At 41.3% G+C, this 22,601-nt stretch carries 19 protein-coding genes, 1 tRNA gene and 3 rRNA genes; 10 read left to right on the forward strand and 13 right to left on the reverse strand.

The annotated features are described in order from the left end of the window. The first annotated feature begins 58 nt into the window (after positions 1-58). Complete coding sequence (pssA, locus tag M1F03_RS14230; protein ID WP_251465312.1) at positions 59-1,414, forward strand: CDP-diacylglycerol--serine O-phosphatidyltransferase; 1,356 nt, start codon at positions 59-61, stop codon at positions 1,412-1,414. A gap of 42 nt (positions 1,415-1,456) precedes the next feature. Beyond that, complete coding sequence (locus tag M1F03_RS14235) at positions 1,457-1,819, forward strand: YfiM family lipoprotein (protein WP_196714017.1); 363 nt, start codon at positions 1,457-1,459, stop codon at positions 1,817-1,819. A gap of 34 nt (positions 1,820-1,853) precedes the next feature. Here M1F03_RS14235 and M1F03_RS14240 read toward each other — a convergent pair whose 3' ends face one another. Beyond that, on the reverse strand, positions 1,854-2,990 hold the full coding sequence (locus M1F03_RS14240; protein WP_251464570.1) for an immunity 26/phosphotriesterase HocA family protein: 1,137 nt from the start codon (positions 2,988-2,990) through the stop codon (positions 1,854-1,856). 263 nt (positions 2,991-3,253) lie between these two features. Between M1F03_RS14240 and M1F03_RS14245 the strand changes: the two genes are divergently transcribed. Next, entirely contained in the window at positions 3,254-3,451 is a 198-nt protein-coding gene (locus tag M1F03_RS14245; protein WP_251464571.1) for a hypothetical protein, read from the forward strand. Positions 3,452-3,457: 6 nt separating this feature from the next. Here the strand turns inward: M1F03_RS14245 and rrf are convergent. From rrf to gmhB, 5 genes are all read right to left on the reverse strand, one after another. Then, positions 3,458-3,573 (reverse strand): 5S ribosomal RNA (rrf, locus tag M1F03_RS14250). A gap of 119 nt (positions 3,574-3,692) precedes the next feature. Continuing rightward, positions 3,693-6,598 (reverse strand): 23S ribosomal RNA (locus tag M1F03_RS14255). Positions 6,599-7,058: 460 nt separating this feature from the next. Next, a tRNA-Glu gene (locus M1F03_RS14260) sits at positions 7,059-7,134 on the reverse strand. Positions 7,135-7,222: 88 nt separating this feature from the next. Further along, positions 7,223-8,762: ribosomal RNA gene (locus M1F03_RS14265) — 16S ribosomal RNA — on the reverse strand. The 16S, 23S and 5S rRNA genes sit together here with 1 tRNA gene alongside, the layout of an rRNA operon. A gap of 547 nt (positions 8,763-9,309) precedes the next feature. After that, positions 9,310-9,876, reverse strand: coding sequence for a D-glycero-beta-D-manno-heptose 1,7-bisphosphate 7-phosphatase (gene gmhB / locus M1F03_RS14270; protein WP_163862830.1), 567 nt, complete (start codon positions 9,874-9,876; stop codon positions 9,310-9,312). Between the two features lie 170 nt (positions 9,877-10,046). Between gmhB and metN the strand changes: the two genes are divergently transcribed. The 6 genes from metN to proS all read left to right on the forward strand — a co-directional run bounded on the left by metN (position 10,047) and on the right by proS (position 15,724). Next, complete coding sequence (metN, locus tag M1F03_RS14275; RefSeq protein WP_154625055.1) at positions 10,047-11,078, forward strand: methionine ABC transporter ATP-binding protein MetN; 1,032 nt, start codon at positions 10,047-10,049, stop codon at positions 11,076-11,078. Continuing rightward, complete coding sequence (gene metI, locus M1F03_RS14280) at positions 11,071-11,724, forward strand: methionine ABC transporter permease MetI (protein ID WP_163862832.1); 654 nt, start codon at positions 11,071-11,073, stop codon at positions 11,722-11,724. Before metN ends, metI begins: the two co-directional genes overlap by 8 nt. A gap of 61 nt (positions 11,725-11,785) precedes the next feature. Beyond that, positions 11,786-12,607 (forward strand): MetQ/NlpA family lipoprotein, encoded by an 822-nt coding sequence (locus M1F03_RS14285; RefSeq protein WP_154625053.1) that lies wholly within the window; start codon positions 11,786-11,788, stop codon positions 12,605-12,607. A gap of 133 nt (positions 12,608-12,740) precedes the next feature. After that, positions 12,741-13,145, forward strand: a complete 405-nt coding sequence (gene rcsF, locus M1F03_RS14290; RefSeq protein WP_154625052.1) for an Rcs stress response system protein RcsF — start codon at positions 12,741-12,743, stop codon at positions 13,143-13,145. A gap of 7 nt (positions 13,146-13,152) precedes the next feature. After that, complete coding sequence (tsaA, locus tag M1F03_RS14295; protein WP_154625051.1) at positions 13,153-13,875, forward strand: tRNA (N6-threonylcarbamoyladenosine(37)-N6)-methyltransferase TrmO; 723 nt, start codon at positions 13,153-13,155, stop codon at positions 13,873-13,875. Between the two features lie 121 nt (positions 13,876-13,996). Then, complete coding sequence (gene proS, locus M1F03_RS14300) at positions 13,997-15,724, forward strand: proline--tRNA ligase (RefSeq protein ID WP_154625050.1); 1,728 nt, start codon at positions 13,997-13,999, stop codon at positions 15,722-15,724. A 46-nt stretch (positions 15,725-15,770) separates the two neighbouring features. Here the strand turns inward: proS and chbG are convergent, their stop codons facing one another. From chbG to nlpE, 7 genes are all read right to left on the reverse strand, one after another. Further along, on the reverse strand, positions 15,771-16,532 hold the full coding sequence (gene chbG / locus M1F03_RS14305) for a chitin disaccharide deacetylase (protein WP_154625049.1): 762 nt from the start codon (positions 16,530-16,532) through the stop codon (positions 15,771-15,773). A 20-nt stretch (positions 16,533-16,552) separates the two neighbouring features. Continuing rightward, entirely contained in the window at positions 16,553-17,914 is a 1,362-nt protein-coding gene (locus M1F03_RS14310) for a 6-phospho-beta-glucosidase (protein ID WP_251464572.1), read from the reverse strand. Between the two features lie 97 nt (positions 17,915-18,011). Continuing rightward, positions 18,012-18,818: a transcriptional regulator ChbR gene (gene chbR / locus M1F03_RS14315; protein WP_154625057.1), complete on the reverse strand. Its 807-nt coding sequence runs from the start codon at positions 18,816-18,818 to the stop codon at positions 18,012-18,014. Between the two features lie 46 nt (positions 18,819-18,864). Further along, positions 18,865-19,209, reverse strand: coding sequence for a PTS N,N'-diacetylchitobiose transporter subunit IIA (gene chbA, locus M1F03_RS14320; RefSeq protein WP_154625047.1), 345 nt, complete (start codon positions 19,207-19,209; stop codon positions 18,865-18,867). 32 nt (positions 19,210-19,241) lie between these two features. Beyond that, entirely contained in the window at positions 19,242-20,600 is a 1,359-nt protein-coding gene (gene chbC / locus M1F03_RS14325; protein ID WP_154625046.1) for a PTS N,N'-diacetylchitobiose transporter subunit IIC, read from the reverse strand. Between the two features lie 101 nt (positions 20,601-20,701). Further along, positions 20,702-21,013: a PTS sugar transporter subunit IIB gene (locus M1F03_RS14330; protein WP_163862843.1), complete on the reverse strand. Its 312-nt coding sequence runs from the start codon at positions 21,011-21,013 to the stop codon at positions 20,702-20,704. Between the two features lie 383 nt (positions 21,014-21,396). Further along, positions 21,397-22,053, reverse strand: coding sequence for an envelope stress response activation lipoprotein NlpE (gene nlpE / locus M1F03_RS14335; RefSeq protein ID WP_154635704.1), 657 nt, complete (start codon positions 22,051-22,053; stop codon positions 21,397-21,399). Positions 22,054-22,324: 271 nt separating this feature from the next. On the opposite strand from nlpE, the gene rof reads away from it, so the two are divergent. Further along, complete coding sequence (gene rof, locus M1F03_RS14340) at positions 22,325-22,588, forward strand: Rho-binding antiterminator (protein WP_154623766.1); 264 nt, start codon at positions 22,325-22,327, stop codon at positions 22,586-22,588. Positions 22,589-22,601: the final 13 nt, after the last annotated feature.

Raw genomic sequence — 22,601 nt, forward strand, 5'->3', positions numbered from 1 at the left:
GCGTATATTTGAATAAAGCGATTTGCTATTAGACTAATAAGAGAAAATTTACACTGTGATGTTGTCAAAATTAAAACAAGCAAAACATCAACAATATTTAGGGAGTTTACCTAAACTCTCCCAATCTATTGCTGATGTTAAAACGCTATATAAGACAGAAGATTTTCGTGATGTTTTGCTTGAGCAAATATCAACCGCTCAACATTGCATCTACATCACTGCGTTATATTTAGAGCAAGATGATGCAGGTAAAGATATTCTTCATGCGCTGTATGCAGCAAAACAAGCGAATCCGTCTTTAGAAGTTAAAATACTGGTTGATTGGCATCGCGCGCAACGAGGAAGGATTGGAGCAGCGGCAAATTCAACCAATGCTGATTGGTACTATAGTGTTTCACAACAGTACCCTGACATTGACATTCCAATTTACGGTATTCCTGTGAATACTCGTGAAGCCTTAGGCGTCTTACACCTTAAAGGTTTTATCTTTGATGATACCCTGTTATACAGTGGTGCGAGTATTAATGACGTCTATTTACAACGTCATGAAAAATATCGTTATGACCGATATCAGTTAATCAAAAATAAACAATTAACTTCATCAATGAAAAACTATATTGATGAAGCATTGTTAAAATCAGATGCTATCCATCTACTCAATTCAGCCAATAGACCCAAAACGGCTGAATTCAAAAATATTATCAAGCAATTTCGCCTTTCACTCAGAGGGTGTTCATATCGCTTTGACGGTAATGCTAACAATAATGAACTGGCAGTTACCCCGCTTGTCGGATTAGGTAAGAAAAATGATCTTAACCGGACCATTACCCATTTAATGGGGTCAACACAGAATAAGCTCATTATCTGTACGCCTTATTTTAACCTCCCTGCGGTATTAGTCAGAATTATTAGTCGACTACTACGTGAAGGTAAACAGGTTGAAATAATTATTGGCGATAAAACTGCTAATGATTTTTATATTCCCCCCGAAGAGCCATTTAAAATTATTGGTGCTTTACCTTATTTATATGAAATAAATCTACGTAGATTTGTTAGCCGCTTACAAAAATTTATTGATAGTCAGCAGCTAACTATTCGTTTATGGAAAGATGGCGATAATACCTATCATTTGAAAGGTATGTGGGTTGATTCACAATGGCAGTTGATCACCGGAAATAATTTAAACCCTCGAGCATGGGGATTAGATCTTGAAAATGCCGTATTGATCCACGATCCAAAGCAAGAAATGCAAGAGCAGCGTCAACATGAACTTGAATGCATTCGCACTCATACAAAAATTGTGAATCATTACCGTGAATTAGATAGTATCCAAACCTATCCAATCAAAGTGAAAAAACTCATTCGCCGTTTAAGACGAATTAGAGTAGACCGCTTAATCAGTCGTATCTTGTAATTTATCGTAGCACCACCCTTGTGGTGCTTTTCATATATCATTATGTTGATAAATAAATTGAAACGATTTAAAAAAATACTTCCTTATTTGCTTATTGGCATATTATTCAATACCGCAAGTTGCTCAAGCTTTCGTGTCGCTAATGATAAATGGACAGGAAAGGATAAGGCCCAACATTTTGCTTTTTCAGCCGTAATGGCAATGGCCGGTAATGCATATGCTGATAAACAAAATTGGCAACATCGAGAAGCTGCACAATTTGGAATATTATTTTCTGTTTCACTCGGAGTAGTCAAAGAATTATATGACAGCCGCCCCAGTGGTACTGGATGGAGTTGGCATGATATCGCTTATGATGTCGCTGGCTCTATCGCCGGTTATAGCTTATATCAAAGTTTAAAATAAAAACCAGTAATGATTTAACCAACTTATGTGCCCCCTACTTTTTATTCGCATATAACGCGTATTCTTCACGAGTCATACCACCAAATTGCCGATTAAAATCATCAAATGTTATCTCTTCAGAGATACCAAAATGGGCAAAAGCCTGTTTTTCCAACGGTGTTTTACATCTCTCTACGGTTTTTATTTCTGAAAAACTGACACCAAAATTAACACCATGTCTCAACAACTCCATATCTTGAATACCACTAGGTAGCATTGATGCATGTTCATTTGGATGGCTTTTTATTCCAACTCCCCAACATAATCGAGTAAAAGAGTCATTAGATAATGATCTTCCCGCTTGAATGGGAAACTCAATATCATCGGCAGTTAAACTCTTATTTCCAATAACCTCATATACACCTCTCATAACATGGTCATCCATCATGAAAAATGAATCCGATAAGCTGTGCTGTATAATTTCCTCAATAGGCATATTTTTTTCTTGGCTTTTGAACTGATACGTTCGGACAATTAAGGGCACCGTCATGAGATCATTCCAAATATGCTCTTGCTTCAGTAGGCCTGCTTTTTTTATTTTGTTGACCTGACCTATAATCAGAGCAAATCCATAATATTCCAGATCTATTTCATAACAAAAAATATCGCCATTCTTATATTTCACATTCTTTCGCGGGGCATTTTTCATGCGTTCCACTCTGGAGAAATAACGTTCATCTCTTGAAGACACGAATGTGCCTAACCATTGGCGAAACGCCTCAACAGTGTCAATTTGCTGGGGAAATGGAATCGGTAGACGAAGACTATTTTGGCTATTCGTCACATTTAACGCCGCACCAATTCCTGAAGTGCTTAAAGTTAAACTAAAACGACACCCCGTACTTTTCATGCCATTAATCGATGTATAATTTAATTTTTTCTCTTTGCCTTTTGCTGTTCTAGGCAAAACGAATTCTCTATTTCTCGTTTTAATTAAATTATCTTCTTCAATATAGAGGGTATTGATAAAACCATCACCAATATGCTCATAGTTATAGATAATTTTACAGATATCATCACCATCAAAATAAACAGCCATCCCTTTTTTAATTTCAATTCTATCCCATTGAGCGGATATCAACTCCAAGCCAAAAAGCGCTCTTTCATCATTGGTGAGGATGATATTTTCCATGTATTGACTCCCCATAACCTATCCCTCTATAAATCTAAATATTTGAACTATAACAATACCTAAAGTGCTGGTCATCAATATCATCAATTCCCCCTATCAATACCAGAAAGTTTTTTTTATTTTTGCTAGTTATTTACCTATAAGTTGATGAGATGGATATCGAGTACTCAGTATGATAAAGCGATCTAAACCATGATGTTATTTCGATACCGATTGCGATTCATAAAAATAAACACCAGTCATCCTATAAAATGGTCTCAACCATGAAAATAAGTCGAATAGTGAGCCATTCCTTTATCTCTACTCAATGTGTTGGTTATCAATATGCGGTTCGCTGGTGCAGGATTGGTGAGGAAGTGCCGTGGATGGGGTTGGTGGTGACAGTAAGGCAGAAGGATGATAAAACGGTATCACATCCCCCAAACGCAAAAAAGCCACCCGATGGGTGGCTTTCTCACTAATTTAATGTCTGGCAGTTCCCTACTCTCACATGGGGAGACCCCACACTACCATCGGCGCTACGGCGTTTCACTGCTGAGTTCGGCATGGGGTCAGGTGGGACCACCGCGCTATTGCCGCCAGACAAATTCGGTTTTTGTTCCCGTTGGCTTGCACCAACCAGAACAGCAATCTTGAACAAGCTAATTTCTCACACTCTACGTGCGCTTCACAACGTTCTCTCTAAAACACCTTCGGTGTTGTCAGGTTAAGCCTCACGGTTCATTAGTACTGGTTAGCTCAACGTATCGCTACGCTTACACACCCAGCCTATCAACGTCTTAGTCTTAAACGTTCCTTTAGGACCCTTAAAGAGTCAGGGAAGACTCATCTCAAGGCAAGTTTCCCGCTTAGATGCTTTCAGCGGTTATCTCTTCCGCACTTAGCTACCGGGCAGTGCCATTGGCATGACAACCCGAACACCAGTGGTGCGTCCACTCCGGTCCTCTCGTACTAGGAGCAGCCCCTTTCAATCTTCCAACGCCCACGGCAGATAGGGACCGAACTGTCTCACGACGTTCTAAACCCAGCTCGCGTACCACTTTAAATGGCGAACAGCCATACCCTTGGGACCTACTTCAGCCCCAGGATGTGATGAGCCGACATCGAGGTGCCAAACACCGCCGTCGATATGAACTCTTGGGCGGTATCAGCCTGTTATCCCCGGAGTACCTTTTATCCGTTGAGCGATGGCCCTTCCATTCAGAACCACCGGATCACTAAGACCTACTTTCGTACCTGCTCGAGCCGTCACTCTCGCAGTCAAGCTGGCTTATGCCTTTGCACTAACCGCATGATGTCCGACCATGCTTAGCCAACCTTCGTGCTCCTCCGTTACTCTTTGGGAGGAGACCGCCCCAGTCAAACTACCCACCAGACACTGTCCGCACCCCAGATAATGGGGCCACGTTAGAACATCAAACATTAAAGGGTGGTATTTCAAGGTTGGCTCCATGCAGACTGGCGTCCACACTTCAAAGCCTCCCACCTATCCTACACATCAAGGCTCAATGTTCAGTGTCAAGCTATAGTAAAGGTTCACGGGGTCTTTCCGTCTTGCCGCGGGTACACTGCATCTTCACAGCGAGTTCAATTTCACTGAGTCTCGGGTGGAGACAGCCTGGCCATCATTACGCCATTCGTGCAGGTCGGAACTTACCCGACAAGGAATTTCGCTACCTTAGGACCGTTATAGTTACGGCCGCCGTTTACTGGGGCTTCGATCAAGAGCTTCTCCTTACGGATAACCCCATCAATTAACCTTCCAGCACCGGGCAGGCGTCACACCGTATACGTCCACTTTCGTGTTTGCACAGTGCTGTGTTTTTAATAAACAGTTGCAGCCAGCTGGTATCTGCGACTGGCTTCAGCTCCATCCGCAAGGGACTTCACCTAGCGCCAGCGTGCCTTCTCCCGAAGTTACGGCACCATTTTGCCTAGTTCCTTCACCCGAGTTCTCTCAAGCGCCTGAGTATTCTCTACCTGACCACCTGTGTCGGTTTGGGGTACGATTAATGATAATCTAGAGCTTAGAGGCTTTTCCTGGAAGCGGGGCATGAGCTACTTCGCCACCGTAGTGGCTCGTCATCAGACCTCAGCATGTAGTGAACCGGATTTGCCTAATTCACCTGCCTACATCCTTAAACCGGGACAACCGTCGCCCGGCCAGCCTAGCCTTCTCCGTCCCCCCATCGCAATTATCACCAGTACAGGAATATTAACCTGTTTCCCATCGACTACGCATTTCTGCCTCGCCTTAGGGGTCGACTCACCCTGCCCCGATTAACGTTGGACAGGAACCCTTGGTCTTCCGGCGTGCGGGTTTTTCACCCGCATTATCGTTACTTATGTCAGCATTCGCACTTCTGATACCTCCAGCATGCCTCGCAGCACACCTTCACAGGCTTACAGAACGCTCCCCTACCCAACAACATCTAAATGTCGCTGCCGCAGCTTCGGTGCATGGTTTAGCCCCGTTACATCTTCCGCGCAGGCCGACTCGACCAGTGAGCTATTACGCTTTCTTTAAATGATGGCTGCTTCTAAGCCAACATCCTGGCTGTCTGAGCCTTCCCACTTCGTTTCCCACTTAACCATGACTTTGGGACCTTAGCTGGCGGTCTGGGTTGTTTCCCTCTTCACGACGAACGTTAGCACCCGCCGTGTGTCTCCCGTGATAACATTCTTCGGTATTCGTAGTTTGCATCGGGTTGGTAAGTCGGGATGACCCCCTAGCCGAAACAGTGCTCTACCCCCGAAGATGAGTTCACGAGGCGCTACCTAAATAGCTTTCGGGGAGAACCAGCTATCTCCCGGTTTGATTGGCCTTTCACCCCCAGCCACAAGTCATCCGCTAATTTTTCAACATTAGTCGGTTCGGTCCTCCAGTTAGTGTTACCCAACCTTCAACCTGCCCATGGCTAGATCACCGGGTTTCGGGTCTATACCCTGCAACTTAATCGCCCAGTTAAGACTCGGTTTCCCTACGGCTCCCCTATACGGTTAACCTTGCTACAGAATATAAGTCGCTGACCCATTATACAAAAGGTACGCAGTCACACCTAAAAGGTGCTCCCACTGCTTGTACGTACACGGTTTCAGGTTCTATTTCACTCCCCTCGCCGGGGTTCTTTTCGCCTTTCCCTCACGGTACTGGTTCACTATCGGTCAATCAGGAGTATTTAGCCTTGGAGGATGGTCCCCCCATATTCAGACAGGATAACACGTGTCCCGCCCTACTCGTCGAGTTCACAACACCAACACCTTCGGATACGGGGCTATCACCCTTTACTGCCGGACTTTCCAGACCGTTCTCCTGATGCTGACGCTGATTAAGACTCTGGGCTGCTCCCCGTTCGCTCGCCGCTACTAGGGGAATCTCGGTTGATTTCTTTTCCTCGAGGTACTGAGATGTTTCAGTTCCCTCGGTTCGCCTCGTTTGACTATGGATTCATCAAACGATAGTGCAACGAATTGCACTGGGTTTCCCCATTCGGACATCGTCGGCTATAGCGGTTCATATCACCTTACCGACGCTTTTCGCAGATTAGCACGTCCTTCATCGCCTCTGATTGCCTAGGCATCCACCGTGTACGCTTAGTCGCTTAACCTCACAACCCGAAATTGTTTCAACGATCACCTAACTGTCATGGCTGTGCGTGGTGAAATTCTTTGTTGCGCGGTGCTCGTCATGCTCACGTACCGATGTACGCTGCGCTGACTGCGCTCCTACGCCGCGAATTTCACACTGCTCGCTCATGCCACTCGTTTGAATGACCGAAAATTTCAGGTTTGAAATTTTGAGAGACTCTCACATTGTTTAAGCGATAAACAATGTGCGTTGTTTCAATTTTCAGCTTGTTCCAGATTGTTAAAGAGCATAATTGTTAAACTAACTCAGTGAATTAGCTTAATCATTATTTATGGCCAGCACTTTCGAGAAAGTGCGAGCTAAGACATTTCAAGGCGTAGGCGCACAGCGAGCGGAATGTACATTCAGTACATGAGCATCGCGAGCACCGCACAACGCTGAAAGGTCGACGCGCAGCCTTTCGATTGACCCACACTGAATGGCGTCCCCTAGGGGATTCGAACCCCTGTTACCGCCGTGAAAGGGCGGTGTCCTAGGCCTCTAGACGAAGGGGACAACAAGGTCTTCAGTCAATCTTAGATTGGCTTTGCTCTACTTTTCATCAGACAATCTGTGTGAACACTTCACAAGAACACTTCAATGGTAAGGAGGTGATCCAACCGCAGGTTCCCCTACGGTTACCTTGTTACGACTTCACCCCAGTCATGGATCACAAAGTGGTAAGCGCCCTCCCGAAGGTTAAGCTACCTACTTCTTTTGCAACCCACTCCCATGGTGTGACGGGCGGTGTGTACAAGGCCCGGGAACGTATTCACCGTAGCATTCTGATCTACGATTACTAGCGATTCCGACTTCATGGAGTCGAGTTGCAGACTCCAATCCGGACTACGACGTACTTTATGAGTTCCGCTTGCTCTCGCGAGGTCGCTTCTCTTTGTATACGCCATTGTAGCACGTGTGTAGCCCTACTCGTAAGGGCCATGATGACTTGACGTCATCCCCACCTTCCTCCGGTTTATCACCGGCAGTCTCCTTTGAGTTCCCGACCGAATCGCTGGCAACAAAGGATAAGGGTTGCGCTCGTTGCGGGACTTAACCCAACATTTCACAACACGAGCTGACGACAGCCATGCAGCACCTGTCTCAGAGTTCCCGAAGGCACCAAAGCATCTCTGCTAAGTTCTCTGGATGTCAAGAGTAGGTAAGGTTCTTCGCGTTGCATCGAATTAAACCACATGCTCCACCGCTTGTGCGGGCCCCCGTCAATTCATTTGAGTTTTAACCTTGCGGCCGTACTCCCCAGGCGGTCGATTTAACGCGTTAGCTCCGGAAGCCACGCCTCAAGGGCACAACCTCCAAATCGACATCGTTTACAGCGTGGACTACCAGGGTATCTAATCCTGTTTGCTCCCCACGCTTTCGCACCTGAGCGTCAGTCTTTGTCCAGGGGGCCGCCTTCGCCACCGGTATTCCTCCACATCTCTACGCATTTCACCGCTACACATGGAATTCTACCCCCCTCTACAAGACTCTAGCTGACCAGTCTTAGATGCCATTCCCAGGTTAAGCCCGGGGATTTCACATCTAACTTAATCAACCGCCTGCGTGCGCTTTACGCCCAGTAATTCCGATTAACGCTTGCACCCTCCGTATTACCGCGGCTGCTGGCACGGAGTTAGCCGGTGCTTCTTCTGTCGGTAACGTCAATCGTTGATGATATTAGCATCAACGCCTTCCTCCCGACTGAAAGTACTTTACAACCCTAGGGCCTTCTTCATACACGCGGCATGGCTGCATCAGGCTTGCGCCCATTGTGCAATATTCCCCACTGCTGCCTCCCGTAGGAGTCTGGGCCGTGTCTCAGTCCCAGTGTGGCTGATCATCCTCTCAGACCAGCTAGGGATCGTCGCCTAGGTGAGCCATTACCCCACCTACTAGCTAATCCCATATGGGTTCATCCGATAGCGCAAGGCCCGAAGGTCCCCTGCTTTGCTCCTTAGAGATTATGCGGTATTAGCCACCGTTTCCAGTAGTTATCCCCCTCTATCGGGCAGATCCCCATACATTACTCACCCGTCCGCCGCTCGTCAGCGGGAAGCAAGCTTCCCCTGTTACCGCTCGACTTGCATGTGTTAGGCCTGCCGCCAGCGTTCAATCTGAGCCATGATCAAACTCTTCAATTAAAAGTAGTCTGATGCTCAAAGAATTAAACTGTTTATCAATTCGCTTCTGTTCGGCTAACCTTGTCGGCTTCGCTCCGCTTTCCTCGCCGTACCTCAGTACTGTCTCGGAAATGCTCACTCGCCTTCGCGTTAACCTTCCACAATCGAATTGCACATTGTTAGTTCATATATGAATTAACGTGTTAGTCACTCTTCAAGACTTAAAATCAAATATTTTTTTGATAGTGTCCTGTGAGTGCCCACACAGATTGTCTGATAAATTGTTAAAGAGCGTTGCGACTTTATCTTTCGATATTAACCGTTTAGGTTGTTGTCGCGAGGTGGCGTATATTACGCTTTCCTCATCGAGAGTCAAGCTTTTTTTTCGCTTATCTTTTCAGATTCTCTCGTCTGCCGTCGTTAGCCTTTTGGGCTTGCCATCACATTCTGTGTTGGCTCATCGTCGGTCAGTGGAGGCGCATTATAGGGAGTCAGAAAATTCTGGCAACCCCTTTTTTTCAATTTTTTTTCGTTTGCTCAGATTGCCATCAAATTTAACTTAATAAGCCTATTTTTTGATGTTTTTTACTATCTGTGGCAGTTCAGCAATACTATCAATCACCATATCTGCATTGCTTATTGCTTCTTCAGTCACTTCTTCACCACTTCTTACTAAGATCGTCGTACCGACTTTTGCAGCTTTACCTGCTTGCATATCAGCTAACTTATCTCCCACCATAATAGAAGAAGCCATATCTATATTAAGAAAAGATTGCGCATCTAATAGCATTCCAGGTTTTGGCTTACGGCAATCACAATCTTGGCGGTACTCAGCTTCTTTAGCATCAGGATGATGAGGGCAAAAATAAATACCATCAAGATCAACGCCACGGTCTGCTAATGACCAATCCATCCATTCTGTTAACTGCATAAAACTATCTTCAGAATAGATACCTCGTCCAATTCCTGATTGGTTGGTGACAACAACGAGCGCGTAGCCCATTTTTTTGAGTTCAGCCATTGCTTCAATCGCACCGTCAATAAAATGAAAGTCATCTATCTTATGTACATAGCCATGGTCGATATTAATTGTGCCGTCTCTGTCTAAAAAGATTGCAGGTATGCCTTTACTCACCGATTTACTCCTCAAACTAAATGAGTTTTAAGTATCTCATGAAAAGAAAATAAATGAGAATAGAATAAATAAAGCAAACTTTATTGACTTAGACGTCTAGACGCCTTAACATCCAACCATGTTAGATTTAACTATCTAAAAATCGAATCCTATATATTTAGAAGAAATAAATGATAAAGCTCTCAAATATTAATAAAGTTTTCCAGCAAGGAAGCCGCAATATTCAGGCATTAACGGATATTAGTCTGCATGTTCCTGCTGGGCAAATCTACGGTGTTATCGGTGCCTCAGGTGCTGGTAAAAGTACTCTAATTCGTTGTGTAAACATGCTCGAGCGCCCGACTTCTGGGCAAGTTATTGTTGACGGCCAAGATTTAACAGCAATGCCTGAAAAATCTTTGACGAGAGCTCGTCGCGGTATTGGGATGATATTCCAACACTTTAACTTATTATCTTCTCGAAATGTATTTGATAACGTTGCGTTACCACTGGAATTAGACAATACGCCTAAAGATAAAATCAAAGCACGTGTCAATGAACTGCTTGATCTTGTTGGGCTGGCTGATAAAAAAGATGCTTATCCCGCTAATCTTTCTGGGGGACAAAAACAACGTGTTGCTATCGCGCGAGCCTTAGCAAATTCACCAAAAGTTTTATTATGCGATGAAGCAACTAGTGCGCTAGATCCTGCCACTACACGTTCGATTCTTGAGTTACTCAAAGATATTAACCGCCGTTTAGGGCTTACTATTTTATTGATCACTCATGAAATGGATGTAGTGAAAAACATTTGTGACCAAGTCGCTGTGATTAGCGGTGGACAATTGATTGAACAAGATAAAGTCAGTGAAGTGTTTTCACACCCTAAAACACCTATCGCCCAAGAGTTTATCAAATCAACATTAGTTATTGATATTCCAGATGACTATAAAGAAAGACTAAAAAGTGAACCCGCAGCAGATTTATCGCCTTTGCTGAAACTGGAATTCACAGGTCAATCCGTTGATGCACCACTTATCTCTATGGTTGTGCGTAAATTTGACATCGATATCAACATATTAAGTTCTCAGATTGATTACGCCGGTGGCGTGAAGTTTGGCGTAATGCTCGCTGAACTCCATGGTATCAATGGCGGTGTTGAAGCAACTATTGAATTTTTGAAAGAGCATCATGTCAAAGTAGAGGTATTGGGTTATGTCTGAGGGAATGATTTCACTACTTATATCGGGAACGATTGATACCATTATTATGACTTTCGTTTCGGCGATCCTCGGTTTTATCATGGGCGTACCTACTGGCGTTCTACTTTACGTGACTCGTCGTGGACAAGTTATGGAAAATACTGTTCTTTATGCTGTAATTTCAGCAATCGTGAACATTTTCCGTTCAATACCATTTATTATTTTATTAGTCTGGATCAGCCCTTTTACCAAGTTTTTAGTCGGCTCGGCAATTGGCATTGAAGGGGCCATTGTTCCCCTAACTGTTGGGGCAATTCCCTTCATCGCCCGTATGGTTGAAAATACCCTATTAGAAGTGCCAAGTGGTTTGATTGAAGCCTCCCGAGCTATGGGCGCGACACCACTACAAATTATTAAAAAGGTTCTATTACCAGAGTCTTTACCTGGGATCATCAACGCGGCAACGATCACCTTAATTATGCTAGTTGGGTATTCAGCAATGGGTGGTGCAGTCGGTTCAGGGGGATTAGGTCAAATAGCAATGCAGTATGGCTACTATACTTATAACCCATTAGTGATGAATACCGTGCTTGTACTGTTAATCATCTTAGTCTTCGTCATTCAATTTACTGGCGAATATTTAATGAAAAAAGTGTCACATAAATAGTCCGTAAAAATAGCAGCGCCGCTTTAAGGTGCTATAAAGAAAGCGTTTAAGGGGTATATCTATGTCTATTAAGTTAAAATCTATTGCCGTTGTTGGCGCGCTATTAGGCTCATTAGTTCTAACGGGTTGTGGCGAAAAAGAGAAAGACCCGAATAGCATCAAAGTCGGTGTTATTATGGGGAAAGAGTTGGAAGTCGCTGAAGTTGCACAAAAAGTCGCAAAAGAAAAATACGGTTTGAATGTGGAACTTGTTGCCTTTAATGATTTCGTTTTACCAAACGAAGCTCTCAGCAAAGGTGATATTGATGCTAACGCATTCCAACACAAACCTTATCTTGACCAACAAATTAAAGATAGAAATTATAAATTGACGCCTGTCGGCAATACCTTTATCTATCCTATCGCGGCATATTCCAAACAAATTAAATCAGTTGATGAACTTGCTGACGGCTCACAAATCGCATTACCTAACGATCCAACGAACTTAGGTCGTTCACTACTTCTCTTACAACAACAAGGTCTCATTAAACTTAAAGATGGAACAGGTTTAATGCCTACCGTTTTGGATGTTACTGAAAATCCTAAAGGATTGAAGTTTGTTGAATTAGAAGCACCACAATTACCACGAGCACTGGATGATCAAAAAATTGCTCTAGCTATCATCAATACCACGTGGGCAAGTAGTGCAACACCTAAATTAACCCCAGCAAAAGATGGTTTATTTGTAGAAGATAAAGAATCTCCATATGTCAATATTATTGTTGCTCGTGATGACAATAAAGATGATGAAAATGTGAAGAAGTTTGTTCAAGCATATCAATCAGATGAAGTTGCTAAGAAAGCAGATGAAGTTTTCGATGGTGGCGCAGTTAAAGGCTGGTAATCTTTTTTATTCGTAAAAAAATGATTAATATACTAGGTGGTGTAATGCCACCTAGTATTTTTTGTATTTTATAAAGATAAAACATAGCAGATGTAATTTTCCCAATACCTATAAGATAAGAAAGGAAAAACTTATGAGATTGTTATTGCTCACCCTAGCAACGTTTATTTTAGCTGGGTGTGGAATGAATCAATACATTCATCAGGGTCCAAATAAAGGCTTCACAAATATGAAGCTATCAAAGCCTGCACCAAAAAAAACGACCAAGCCTGAAACGACTAATGTCAAGCTTATGAATAGCCCTGAAGAATTATTAGGGATGCCGTTTAAAGACTTAGGGATTGTTTCTGGAGAATCATGCCGCGAGAATGTACAAAGCCCGCCAGCCAATCTTAATGTGGCTAAAAAAAGTATGTTATCGAAAGCAGCCTATATCGCAGCCGATGCGGTGTTGTTGCATCAGTGTCAAACCATGACCTCACCGGGGTGCTATCAAGCGACAATCTGTGAAGGTAGCGCAATACAAATTGTTGAATAATAATCAAATGCAATCATTCCAATGTAATGTTATTGGACATATCGAATCCCCCTATAAGGAAAAATTTGCTATCCCACGCCAACCTGGGCTTGTACTAGGTGGCTCGGGACGGCTGCATTTACACCCCCCTTATAATGACCCTAACGCTGTCAGAGGATTAGAACAGTTTAGTCACATTTGGGTGCTATTTATTTTCCATCAAACGATGAATGGGGGATGGAAGCCACTCGTACGTCCTCCAAGACTCGGTGGAAATGATAAAATGGGCGTCTTCGCCACCCGCTCGACCTTTAGACCAAACCCTATTGGTATGTCATTAATCGAATTGAAAGGGGTTATCCAAAAACACAATCAAGTGATTTTGGAGTTAGGCAGTTTAGATTTAGTTGATGGTACTCCGGTTATTGATATTAAACCTTATTTACCTTTTGCAGAAGCTATTCCAAATGCACAAGCCGGCTTTGCACAAGATGCACCATCTGTGGATATGCACGTTATTTTTCACCCGCAAGTTCAGCAAGATTTAGAGAAATACCAAATACGCTATCCGGGAATTGTACAATTTATTCAACAAGTATTAATGCAAGATCCCCGCCCCGCATATAAAAAACAAGCGATGACAGAGCCCCGTGATTATGCCGTCCATTTACTTGATTTTAATGTGCGCTGGAGGGTGATTAATAATGTAACAGAAGTCTTCGCCATCGAGCCTTATGAAAAAATCATCTAACCCCTTTTGGCAAAGCACGGTCACTGGTAGACTAGCTGTTTATCATGCTGCTTTTGCAGCCTAGATTGATTTGGCAATAAAACCTTTTGCCATCACCCGTTGTTCTAATGGAACCTATACAATGCGTACTAGCAAATATCTGCTCTCAACACTAAAAGAGACTCCTGCAGATGCCGAAGTGATCAGCCATCAGTTGATGCTTCGTGCAGGAATGATCCGTAAACTTGCATCAGGCCTTTATGACTGGTTACCGACTGGTGTCCGCGTTCTACGTAAAGTCGAAAACATTGTCCGTGAAGAAATGGAAAATGCGGGCTCAATCGAGGTATCTTTGCCCGTAGTTCAACCTGCCGATTTGTGGCAAGAGAGTGGTCGCTGGGAGCAGTATGGTCCTGAATTACTGCGTTTTACTGATCGTGGTGAACGCCCATTTGTTTTGGGTCCAACTCATGAAGAAGTGATTACTGATTTAATTCGCAATGAAATTACTTCATACAAACAGCTACCACTGAACTTATTCCAGATTCAAACTAAATTCCGTGATGAAGTGCGCCCACGTTTCGGTATCATGCGTTCACGTGAATTTATCATGAAAGATGCTTACTCCTTCCATACATCACAGGAATCATTACAAGAAACCTATGATGCAATGTATGAAGCTTACAGCAAAATCTTTACTCGTATCGGTTTTGATTTCCGCCCAGTACAAGCAGATACAGGCTCTATCGGTGGAAGCGCATCTCATGAATTCCAAGTTCTCGCGCAAAGCGGTGAAGACGATATTGTTTTCTCTACAGAATCTGATTTTGCAGCCAACATCGAGCTTGCTGAAGCGATTGCGCCATTAACACCACGTGCAGCAGCAACAGAAGAGATGCGTCTCGTTGATACACCAAATGCAAAAACAATCGCCGAGCTAGTTGAACAATTCTCTTTACCGATTGAAAAAACGGTGAAGACGCTGATTGTCCGTGCAAAACCAAATTCGGGTCATCAATTAGTCGCTTTATTGATCCGTGGTGATCATGAACTGAATGAAGTGAAGGCGGAAAAACACCCTCTCGTTTCAAGCCCATTGGAATTCGCTTCAGAAGAAGAAATCAAAGCGGCAATTAAAGCTGCACCAGGTTCATTAGGCCCAGTTAATATGCCATTACCAATGATTATTGACCGCAGTGTCGCTGTCATGAGTGATTTTAGCGCTGGTGCTAACATTGATGGTAAACACTATTTCGGTATCAATTGGGAACGCGATGTAGAGCAGCCAGAAACATTCGATCTCCGTAATGTGGTTGAAGGTGATCCAAGCCCAGATGGAAAAGGAACACTGCTTATCAAACGTGGCATTGAAGTGGGTCATATCTTCCAATTAGGCACTAAATATTCAGAAGCGATGAAAGCTTCAGTGCAGAATGAAGAAGGCCACAATCAAATCGTCACTATGGGTTGCTATGGTATTGGTGTTACTCGTATTGTTGCAGCGGCAATTGAGCAAAGCCACGACGAACGCGGCATTATTTGGCCAGATGCGATCGCACCATTCCATGTTGCGATTCTGCCAATGAACATGCACAAATCGTACCGTGTCAAAGAGGTTGCAGAGAAACTCTATGCGGATTTAAAAGCACAAGGCATAGAGGTCATTTTTGATGACCGTAAAGAACGTCCTGGTGTTATGTTTGCTGATATGGAGCTTATCGGTGTGCCATACACGATTGTTATTGGCGATAGAAACTTAGATAACAATCAAGTTGAGTACAAAGCACGTCGCAGTGACGAGAAAGCCCTTGTTGGTCTTGATAACGTAGTGAGTTTCTTAAAAGAAAAACTCGCGAATACCTTACGTTAATGATGCTCTGCCCAACCTGTTTATCCATATAGGTTGGGCATTTTTGTTATAAATCTAAATATGACCCAAGTAAAAAACCCTTCTCAGTAATCGTCTCTTTTAATCTTTTTGAAGTTAAAATTTCTAACTCTTTTAATCTCGGATAAGCGTAACGACTTTTTAATAATTCCTTACCTAGGAACGCTGGATGACACATTATTTCAAGTGAACTATCCCCTCGCTGTTTCGCAGTATCGAGAATATTTAAAAAGAGAGATTCAGATATAGAATGAGGTTCCCCATAAAATTCAGCTGAAAAGTAATCCGTTGTGCGCGCAATATGTGTGGTTTTATCGTCAATATTTCCATCACGAACAACACGCAATGCAACCCCTTTTTTATTGGCAAATTCAACAATGCGAGGAAAGAGAGTCGGTATCATTTGTACATGATGGTGCCCATCAATATGACTTGGCGGATGACCAAAAATTTCACAAAATTGGTCATACTGAAAATGTAATTCCTGCACAATTTCCTCTATCGGTAATTGGCCACGTTTTTCGATTTCCCATAACCATTTCCCAAGTATACCTTGGCGAACTAACGATGGCATTGGCGTAAATGGCATGCCCGCAGTTAATACAAAATGCATACCCACTGTTAATGTTGGTAAGTCCGCGGCAAGTTTGGCGGCATGGTGAACATCCGGCATATTTACCATAGCTGTCGTTGATAACACAATACCGTGATGATGTGCCTCAACAATTCCATAATTAACTGATTTGCATAAGCCAAAGTCATCTGCATTGACGATAAGTAAAGGTGTCATATTCCGCTACCATTTAAAATTTAGCGACGCATTGATTCTTCTTCAAGGCGCTTAATAGCCTCAGCAAAATTAGGCAAATACTCTTTATGCGCTAAAAGTAGGTCTTTAGCCATATTTCGTGCATCATGATCAGAGCTCACTAATGGATTTAGGTTCATCGCTAATAAAATATCATTGAAATTACCACTAATAGCCGCTTCACATGTGGCTATCTCAAATTCTTTTATTGTATAAATGAGTCCCAATACTTTTTCATCGAAATGCGTCATTCTTTTGTGTGGTGTTATGCCATTACGCCCTAATTGACATGTCATCTCTATCACCCAATCCGATGGGATATTATCGATATGTCCATGGTGAGGAATATTGACATAGTGTTCAGTTTGCTTGTCGTTATAAATAGCATTGATGACTTCACAGGCAGCGTCTGAATAATAGGCTCCCCCTCGCTGTTCAAGCTGTTTTGGCTTAACGTTTAATTCAGGATCCTGATATAAATCAAAAAGTGACTTTTCAAGTTTTTTAACCACCTGTGCCCTAGTGCCCGCTTTGTAGAATTCAGCTATCTCAATAGCTAGCATCTCTTTATATTTAAAGTAATACTGCAAGTATGAGCAAGGTATCAATTTTAGAGCGCTTAAAAAACCACTATCGAATGATAACCCCGTAATGTTTTTAACTGAGTTTGTACTGTATGAATGAGCAATAATACCCTTCAATATTTCATCAAACCGGGAGATTCCATCGACAAAAATATCTTTAATAAAGACCATATGATTTAAACCAAAAAGGTCTATCGATAAGTGATTTTTTTCAGTTAATTTAAGTGCCTCTGTAATAAACATTTTCATACCGATAGGCACATTACAGACCCCAACGAAACGCTGAAAATTCGTGTATCTATGCACAGCCTCTGTGATCATACCGGCAGGGTTAGTAAAATTAATTATCCAAGCTTGAGGACAGAGCTCTTCAACATCTTTAATAATGTCAAAGATCACTGGAATAGTCCGTAATCCTTTAAATAATCCGCCAGCACCGTTAGTCTCTTGCCCTAAATAGCCATAGCGTAAAGGTATGATTTCATCTTTTTCTCGTGCATCTAATAACCCGACCCTTAACTGCGTCGTCACAAAATCAGCATCTTTGAGTGCTTCTCTACGATTTAACGTTTTATATAATTTAAGCGGAATATTGGCATTTTTTATCATCCGTAAGCTTAAATCATAGATAATGTCTAACTTTTCCTTTCCTTCTTCAATATCCACTAGCCATAATTCACTAATAGGTAGTTCAGGATAACGTTTAATAAAACCATCAATTAATTCAGGGGTATAACTGCTTCCACCGCCAATAGTCACAATTTTTAATTTATGTTCCATTTAATCCTCTACCTATTTTATTAATAGCGATGAATGGTAGTGTTCAGTTAACTTATACCGCGTTATGTTTCATCCTATCTTCATCATATTTATTAAGTTACTGTAAGCTTTTTCTATATTCACTTGGTGTTAACGATGTTGCCTCTTTGAATTTCTTAACAAATAAACTCGGGCTACTGTAACCAGATTCAAAAGCAATATCTGTAATAGAGTAATTTGTTATTTCCAGCTGTTTTTTAGCAAAGTTAATCCTAATATCATTAATAAGTTGCATGGGCGTCTTGCCGTAATAACGCTTTGTAGCCCTCGTCAAATATTCTTGAGACTTCCCTGTAATTGCGACCATATTTTCTAATGCATGCTCATTAAACATTGCAATTTCATGCATTTCTTCAATGGTATTTTTTAACCATTGAGGTGTATCGTCATGTAATTTTCTTTCTCTGTAGTGACGTAATCGATTAACGACATTGAAAGTGACTACTTCAATAAATTCATTAAACTCACTGTCACGAAAATTTAATGATGCGATGACGGATTCAATATAAGCCATAAATTCACTTTTCAGTGAATAGGCTTGTGAAGCAACAAAAAATGAGGGAAGTAAAGGTGAAAAGTAGCTTTCAAAAAATGCCTTTCTTATTCCAACATTGAAAATTCGAGTTGCTCCAAACTCATAAAAACTTTCATGACTAGAGCCAATGGGTAAAAAAACAAAGTCACCTCTTTCAAGTAACACCTTTCTACCATTCACTTGCTGATAATAGCGCCCAGTGAGAACGATAGTGTATTCATAATAATCATGTTGATGCAGCCCTGTAACGCTTTCAGTTTTATTATAAATAACAACATGAAAATCCTTGTCATTAAATATATCGTTCTCACAAACCATTCTAATATCCATATTAGAATTATCGTTTTTTATTAGTGGCTGCATCATTCCTCCTCAGTTATTGGCTTATTTTTTTATGAAGCTCTATTAGCTCTATGACCAACTCACGCGAAAGTATGGTGTTCATTAAATGATCTTGAGCATGAACCAATATTAAGCTAACTTTAATTTTCCCCTCTCCCATATCAGCTTCAATCATTTTTGTTTGAACTTGATGAGCTTCACTCAATGCATGTTTTGATTGCTCCATTAATTCCATGGCCTCAACAAATTGGCCTTCCTTGGCGCAATTTAATGCCTTATAGGCTAAGCTTCTTGCCATCCCAGAATTAATGATAAGCCCCATCACGACCTCTTCGAGGCCATCAAAAGAAAGAACACCATTATTATCTATATCAATCATAATTTTTTTATTCCCTGCTTTATATTTATCAATTAAAACTTCAGTGCATCTTTAATATCTTCTTCACTTTCATCTTTATCTATCATTCCCTGAGCTTTATTAGAAATAATAACAAAGGGTAAATAAACAAGGATGGAAACTCCGAGGTTAAACAAGGCTAATAATAAAGCCGAAATATTCCCATTTGTATTAAAGAATGCCCCCAAGCCAGCAGGCATTGTCCATGGTCCTATATTGGTTATTGGCGGTATTATCCCCATATAATAAGCAATAACGGTAATTGCAGCTAATAGCGGTTGAATGATAATAAATGGAATAAAAAGTATCGGGTTCATGATAACAGGAATACCAAATATAATAGGTTCATTAATTTGAAATATGCCTGCGGGTAAACCTATTTTAGCAACTTGTCGATAATCAGGACGGCGTGATGCAATAAATATTGCAATGATTAATCCAAGGGTCGCACCTGTCCCTCCCAGAAAGACATAAGAATCTAATAAAGGTTTCGCCCATAAATGGAAAGTGTGCCCAGCGGCAATTGCATTATCAATAGAACCGTATTCATTATATAGTGCCACATTTTCCAACGCCCAAGGAGTCATAATTCCTGAATCAAGGGCTGTCAGCGCTAACGCACCATGAATACCAAAAAACCATAATAAGGAGGTAAAAATGGTGTAAGCCCAACCAACAACACCACCTAAAGAAGCTAATGGCGTTGCGATCGTATCCATAATAAATTGGTGAAAATTAGTTGCTTGAGCTGACAAAATCCATGCAATAATTCCGACAACTAAAAGAATAATAAAACCAGGAACTAATGCTGAAAATGAACGGCTGACAGCAGGTGGAACTGTATCCGGTAATGTAATAACCCATTTACGCCGAACAATAAAAGCAAAAGCTTCGGCAATCACTAAACCGATGACAATACCTGAAATGATATTGGCCCCACCTAACCAATTAGCCCCTATCGCATAAGCACCATTAACATCAAATGGCGTTACCGTAATAAATGCAGCGATACCGATAATCCCTGCCGCTATTGAGTCCACTTTACGTTCTTCAGCCAGGGCCATTGCAATAAAAAAAGGGGTCATTAACGACATAATACCTAATGTTCCATTGTAAATATTACCGCCAATTCCTTTGAACTTATTTAAAAATTCTATTGTTTCAGGTGACAAGCGAACACCTAGCGAATAGAAAAATGACCCTTCACCAAAGCTAAGAAAAACGTTATTAATCAAAACAAACATGGCCCCAATTAATACTAAAGGCATCAATTTAATGAAGCCATTTTTAATTGCATTAATATGAGGTTGATTGCCCAATTTTAATGCAATTGGTAGCAATACTTTTTCAAGAGAAGTGAGCATATGATTCATAGAATATCCTTAGATACTTTAATCACATATCTTGTTTGCTAAAACAACCATAACAAATAGATAAAGAATTGAAGTTATTAAAAACTAAAAATTAATTAACATCATTTATTTTTTATTGCTGCCACTGCTGCTTTTAACACGCCCAGACCATCAACTTTTCCATACAATATCGGATCAATAACTTCAACGAGTTTAGTTGGAAGTATTCTCTGGATTTCAGAACTTTTCCATGCAATCTGAGGACCAAGTAAAACAAGATCCGCATCGATACCTTTTTGTGCTACAAGGGTTTCCGAAAACGCTTCAATAACAACTGGAACATCATATTTTTCAGCTTGTTGACGCATTTTTGATACAAGAAGAGAGGTTGACATTCCCGCCGAACAAAACAGATAAATAAGCTTTTTTTCCACAATAAGCTCTCCCAGTCATACTGCCCACTATAAATATCTATTAGCCTCATGAGATATTTTACGTTTTTATTCTCTAAATTCAGCTGGCGTTATCCGCGAGTTGCTTCTAGTTGAATAAAGTATACGTAATCTCCTTTACTGTTGATATTTCGTGGCTATGGAGAATTGTTTCTCATTGACTTATCGTTATGACGCCCCTCACATTTCAAAAAAATATATTTTTATATATAAATTATCAATTAATTATAATTTACTTGATATCAGTAAATATAATCACTTTACCTTATATTGACTTCAATCCTTACCAATATTTTTATGGCTAAAAAAATATCGACTCTTATTGAGTCGATATTTAGGGTATTTAATTATATAAATTAAATCTATTATTTACATGAGCTAGATTTATCAAACATAATATGACCGGTTTGTACTAATGCAGGGTCAAATTGACCATCTTCCATTGAAGGTCTTACGGTATAATAGCCTTCAATTTCAGCATAAACTGGCGTTCCGCCCGTTACACCTGTCGCACTGTATCCTTTTTCCAGATCAAGGCCTGAAGCAGTATAAGTACGCCCAGTTTTACATTCAGTAAATGTTGCAGCATCAGCTAAATAACGGTATTCACCAACTTTTTTACTTGCTGTGACTTGATTTAATGTGTAATTCAATTGTGATTGAATTTTATTTCCTTCCTGATCAAGCAATACCATTGATTTATCATCAGCAGAAGGTAAGAAATATGAACGTTCACCATTGGCATTGGTCATGCGTAATTTATCCCCTTCTTTTGCCCATGACCCTGTTTCATAAAAAGTTTGGTTTCCATCACGCGTGCCTAAATAAACTAATTGCTCAACATAAGTACCATCTTGGTTCACCAGCAAGGTTGCTTCGATACCAGAGCAATCTGCACATGGCAAAGTGCCCGTATATGCTCTATCAATATAAGTCACGCTAGGTTGTTTGTCCGCGCTTTGGCATCCAGCTAATGCCATTATGCCTGTCGCCATTAATGCTAAAAATAGTGTTTTTTTCATTACCTTTGTCTCCTAACTATTTCATTCTTATATTTTTAGTCTGCATTTACATCATAGCATCTTACACTAATAAAAATGTTGTTATTATTATATTTCGGACTTTGCTGATGTATAGGGGCTCGAGAAGCATTCACGAACTGTCTATTTAAGTTTTCATCTATCACTGATTATTGTTATTAAAATTACTGTGCTATTATCCTATCAAGCACATGATGCTTGGTGAAAATAGTCAAGGCGGCAATAACCGCCACTAACACAGTGGTGAGGGAATATGTCTACAGATACTGAATATCAACCTATCAATTGTGATGATTACGAATATCTTGAAATCGCATGCCAACGTCAGTTGAAACTTGAAATAAAGCTTCATGGCGGCGAAATCATTGAGGGTAAAGCCAGCGATTTGCTCTTACGGAAGAAAGTTGAGTATTTAATTTTAGAAACTCAAGATGGGACGAAAGAGCTGCGATTGGATTATATCAATACCTTCAGTCATCCTGAGATCGGCACTATCGTTGTCGATAGCTCTCACTAAAACTCATACACCA

The organism is Providencia sp. PROV080 (genome assembly GCF_033688105.1).
In the GTDB taxonomy this organism is placed as follows: domain Bacteria; phylum Pseudomonadota; class Gammaproteobacteria; order Enterobacterales; family Enterobacteriaceae; genus Providencia; species Providencia zhejiangensis.

What these genes read in the sequence shown, in the direction of transcription:
- metN (WP_154625055.1), top strand. Translation starts at nt 10,047, where the DNA reads ATGATAAAGCTCTCAAATATTAATAAAGTTTTCCAGCAAGGAAGCCGC.
- proS (WP_154625050.1), top strand. Translation starts at nt 13,997, where the DNA reads ATGCGTACTAGCAAATATCTGCTCTCAACACTAAAAGAGACTCCTGCA.
- chbC (WP_154625046.1), bottom strand. Translation starts at nt 20,600, where the DNA reads ATGAATCATATGCTCACTTCTCTTGAAAAAGTATTGCTACCAATTGCA.
- metI (WP_163862832.1), top strand. Translation starts at nt 11,071, where the DNA reads ATGTCTGAGGGAATGATTTCACTACTTATATCGGGAACGATTGATACC.
- rcsF (WP_154625052.1), top strand. Translation starts at nt 12,741, where the DNA reads ATGAGATTGTTATTGCTCACCCTAGCAACGTTTATTTTAGCTGGGTGT.
- M1F03_RS14245 (WP_251464571.1), top strand. Translation starts at nt 3,254, where the DNA reads ATGAAAATAAGTCGAATAGTGAGCCATTCCTTTATCTCTACTCAATGT.
- chbG (WP_154625049.1), bottom strand. Translation starts at nt 16,532, where the DNA reads ATGACACCTTTACTTATCGTCAATGCAGATGACTTTGGCTTATGCAAA.
- chbA (WP_154625047.1), bottom strand. Translation starts at nt 19,209, where the DNA reads ATGATTGATATAGATAATAATGGTGTTCTTTCTTTTGATGGCCTCGAA.
- tsaA (WP_154625051.1), top strand. Translation starts at nt 13,153, where the DNA reads ATGCAATCATTCCAATGTAATGTTATTGGACATATCGAATCCCCCTAT.
- M1F03_RS14310 (WP_251464572.1), bottom strand. Translation starts at nt 17,914, where the DNA reads ATGGAACATAAATTAAAAATTGTGACTATTGGCGGTGGAAGCAGTTAT.
- M1F03_RS14285 (WP_154625053.1), top strand. Translation starts at nt 11,786, where the DNA reads ATGTCTATTAAGTTAAAATCTATTGCCGTTGTTGGCGCGCTATTAGGC.
- rof (WP_154623766.1), top strand. Translation starts at nt 22,325, where the DNA reads ATGTCTACAGATACTGAATATCAACCTATCAATTGTGATGATTACGAA.
- nlpE (WP_154635704.1), bottom strand. Translation starts at nt 22,053, where the DNA reads ATGAAAAAAACACTATTTTTAGCATTAATGGCGACAGGCATAATGGCA.
- pssA (WP_251465312.1), top strand. Translation starts at nt 59, where the DNA reads ATGTTGTCAAAATTAAAACAAGCAAAACATCAACAATATTTAGGGAGT.
- chbR (WP_154625057.1), bottom strand. Translation starts at nt 18,818, where the DNA reads ATGGATATTAGAATGGTTTGTGAGAACGATATATTTAATGACAAGGAT.
- M1F03_RS14235 (WP_196714017.1), top strand. Translation starts at nt 1,457, where the DNA reads ATGTTGATAAATAAATTGAAACGATTTAAAAAAATACTTCCTTATTTG.
- M1F03_RS14240 (WP_251464570.1), bottom strand. Translation starts at nt 2,990, where the DNA reads ATGGAAAATATCATCCTCACCAATGATGAAAGAGCGCTTTTTGGCTTG.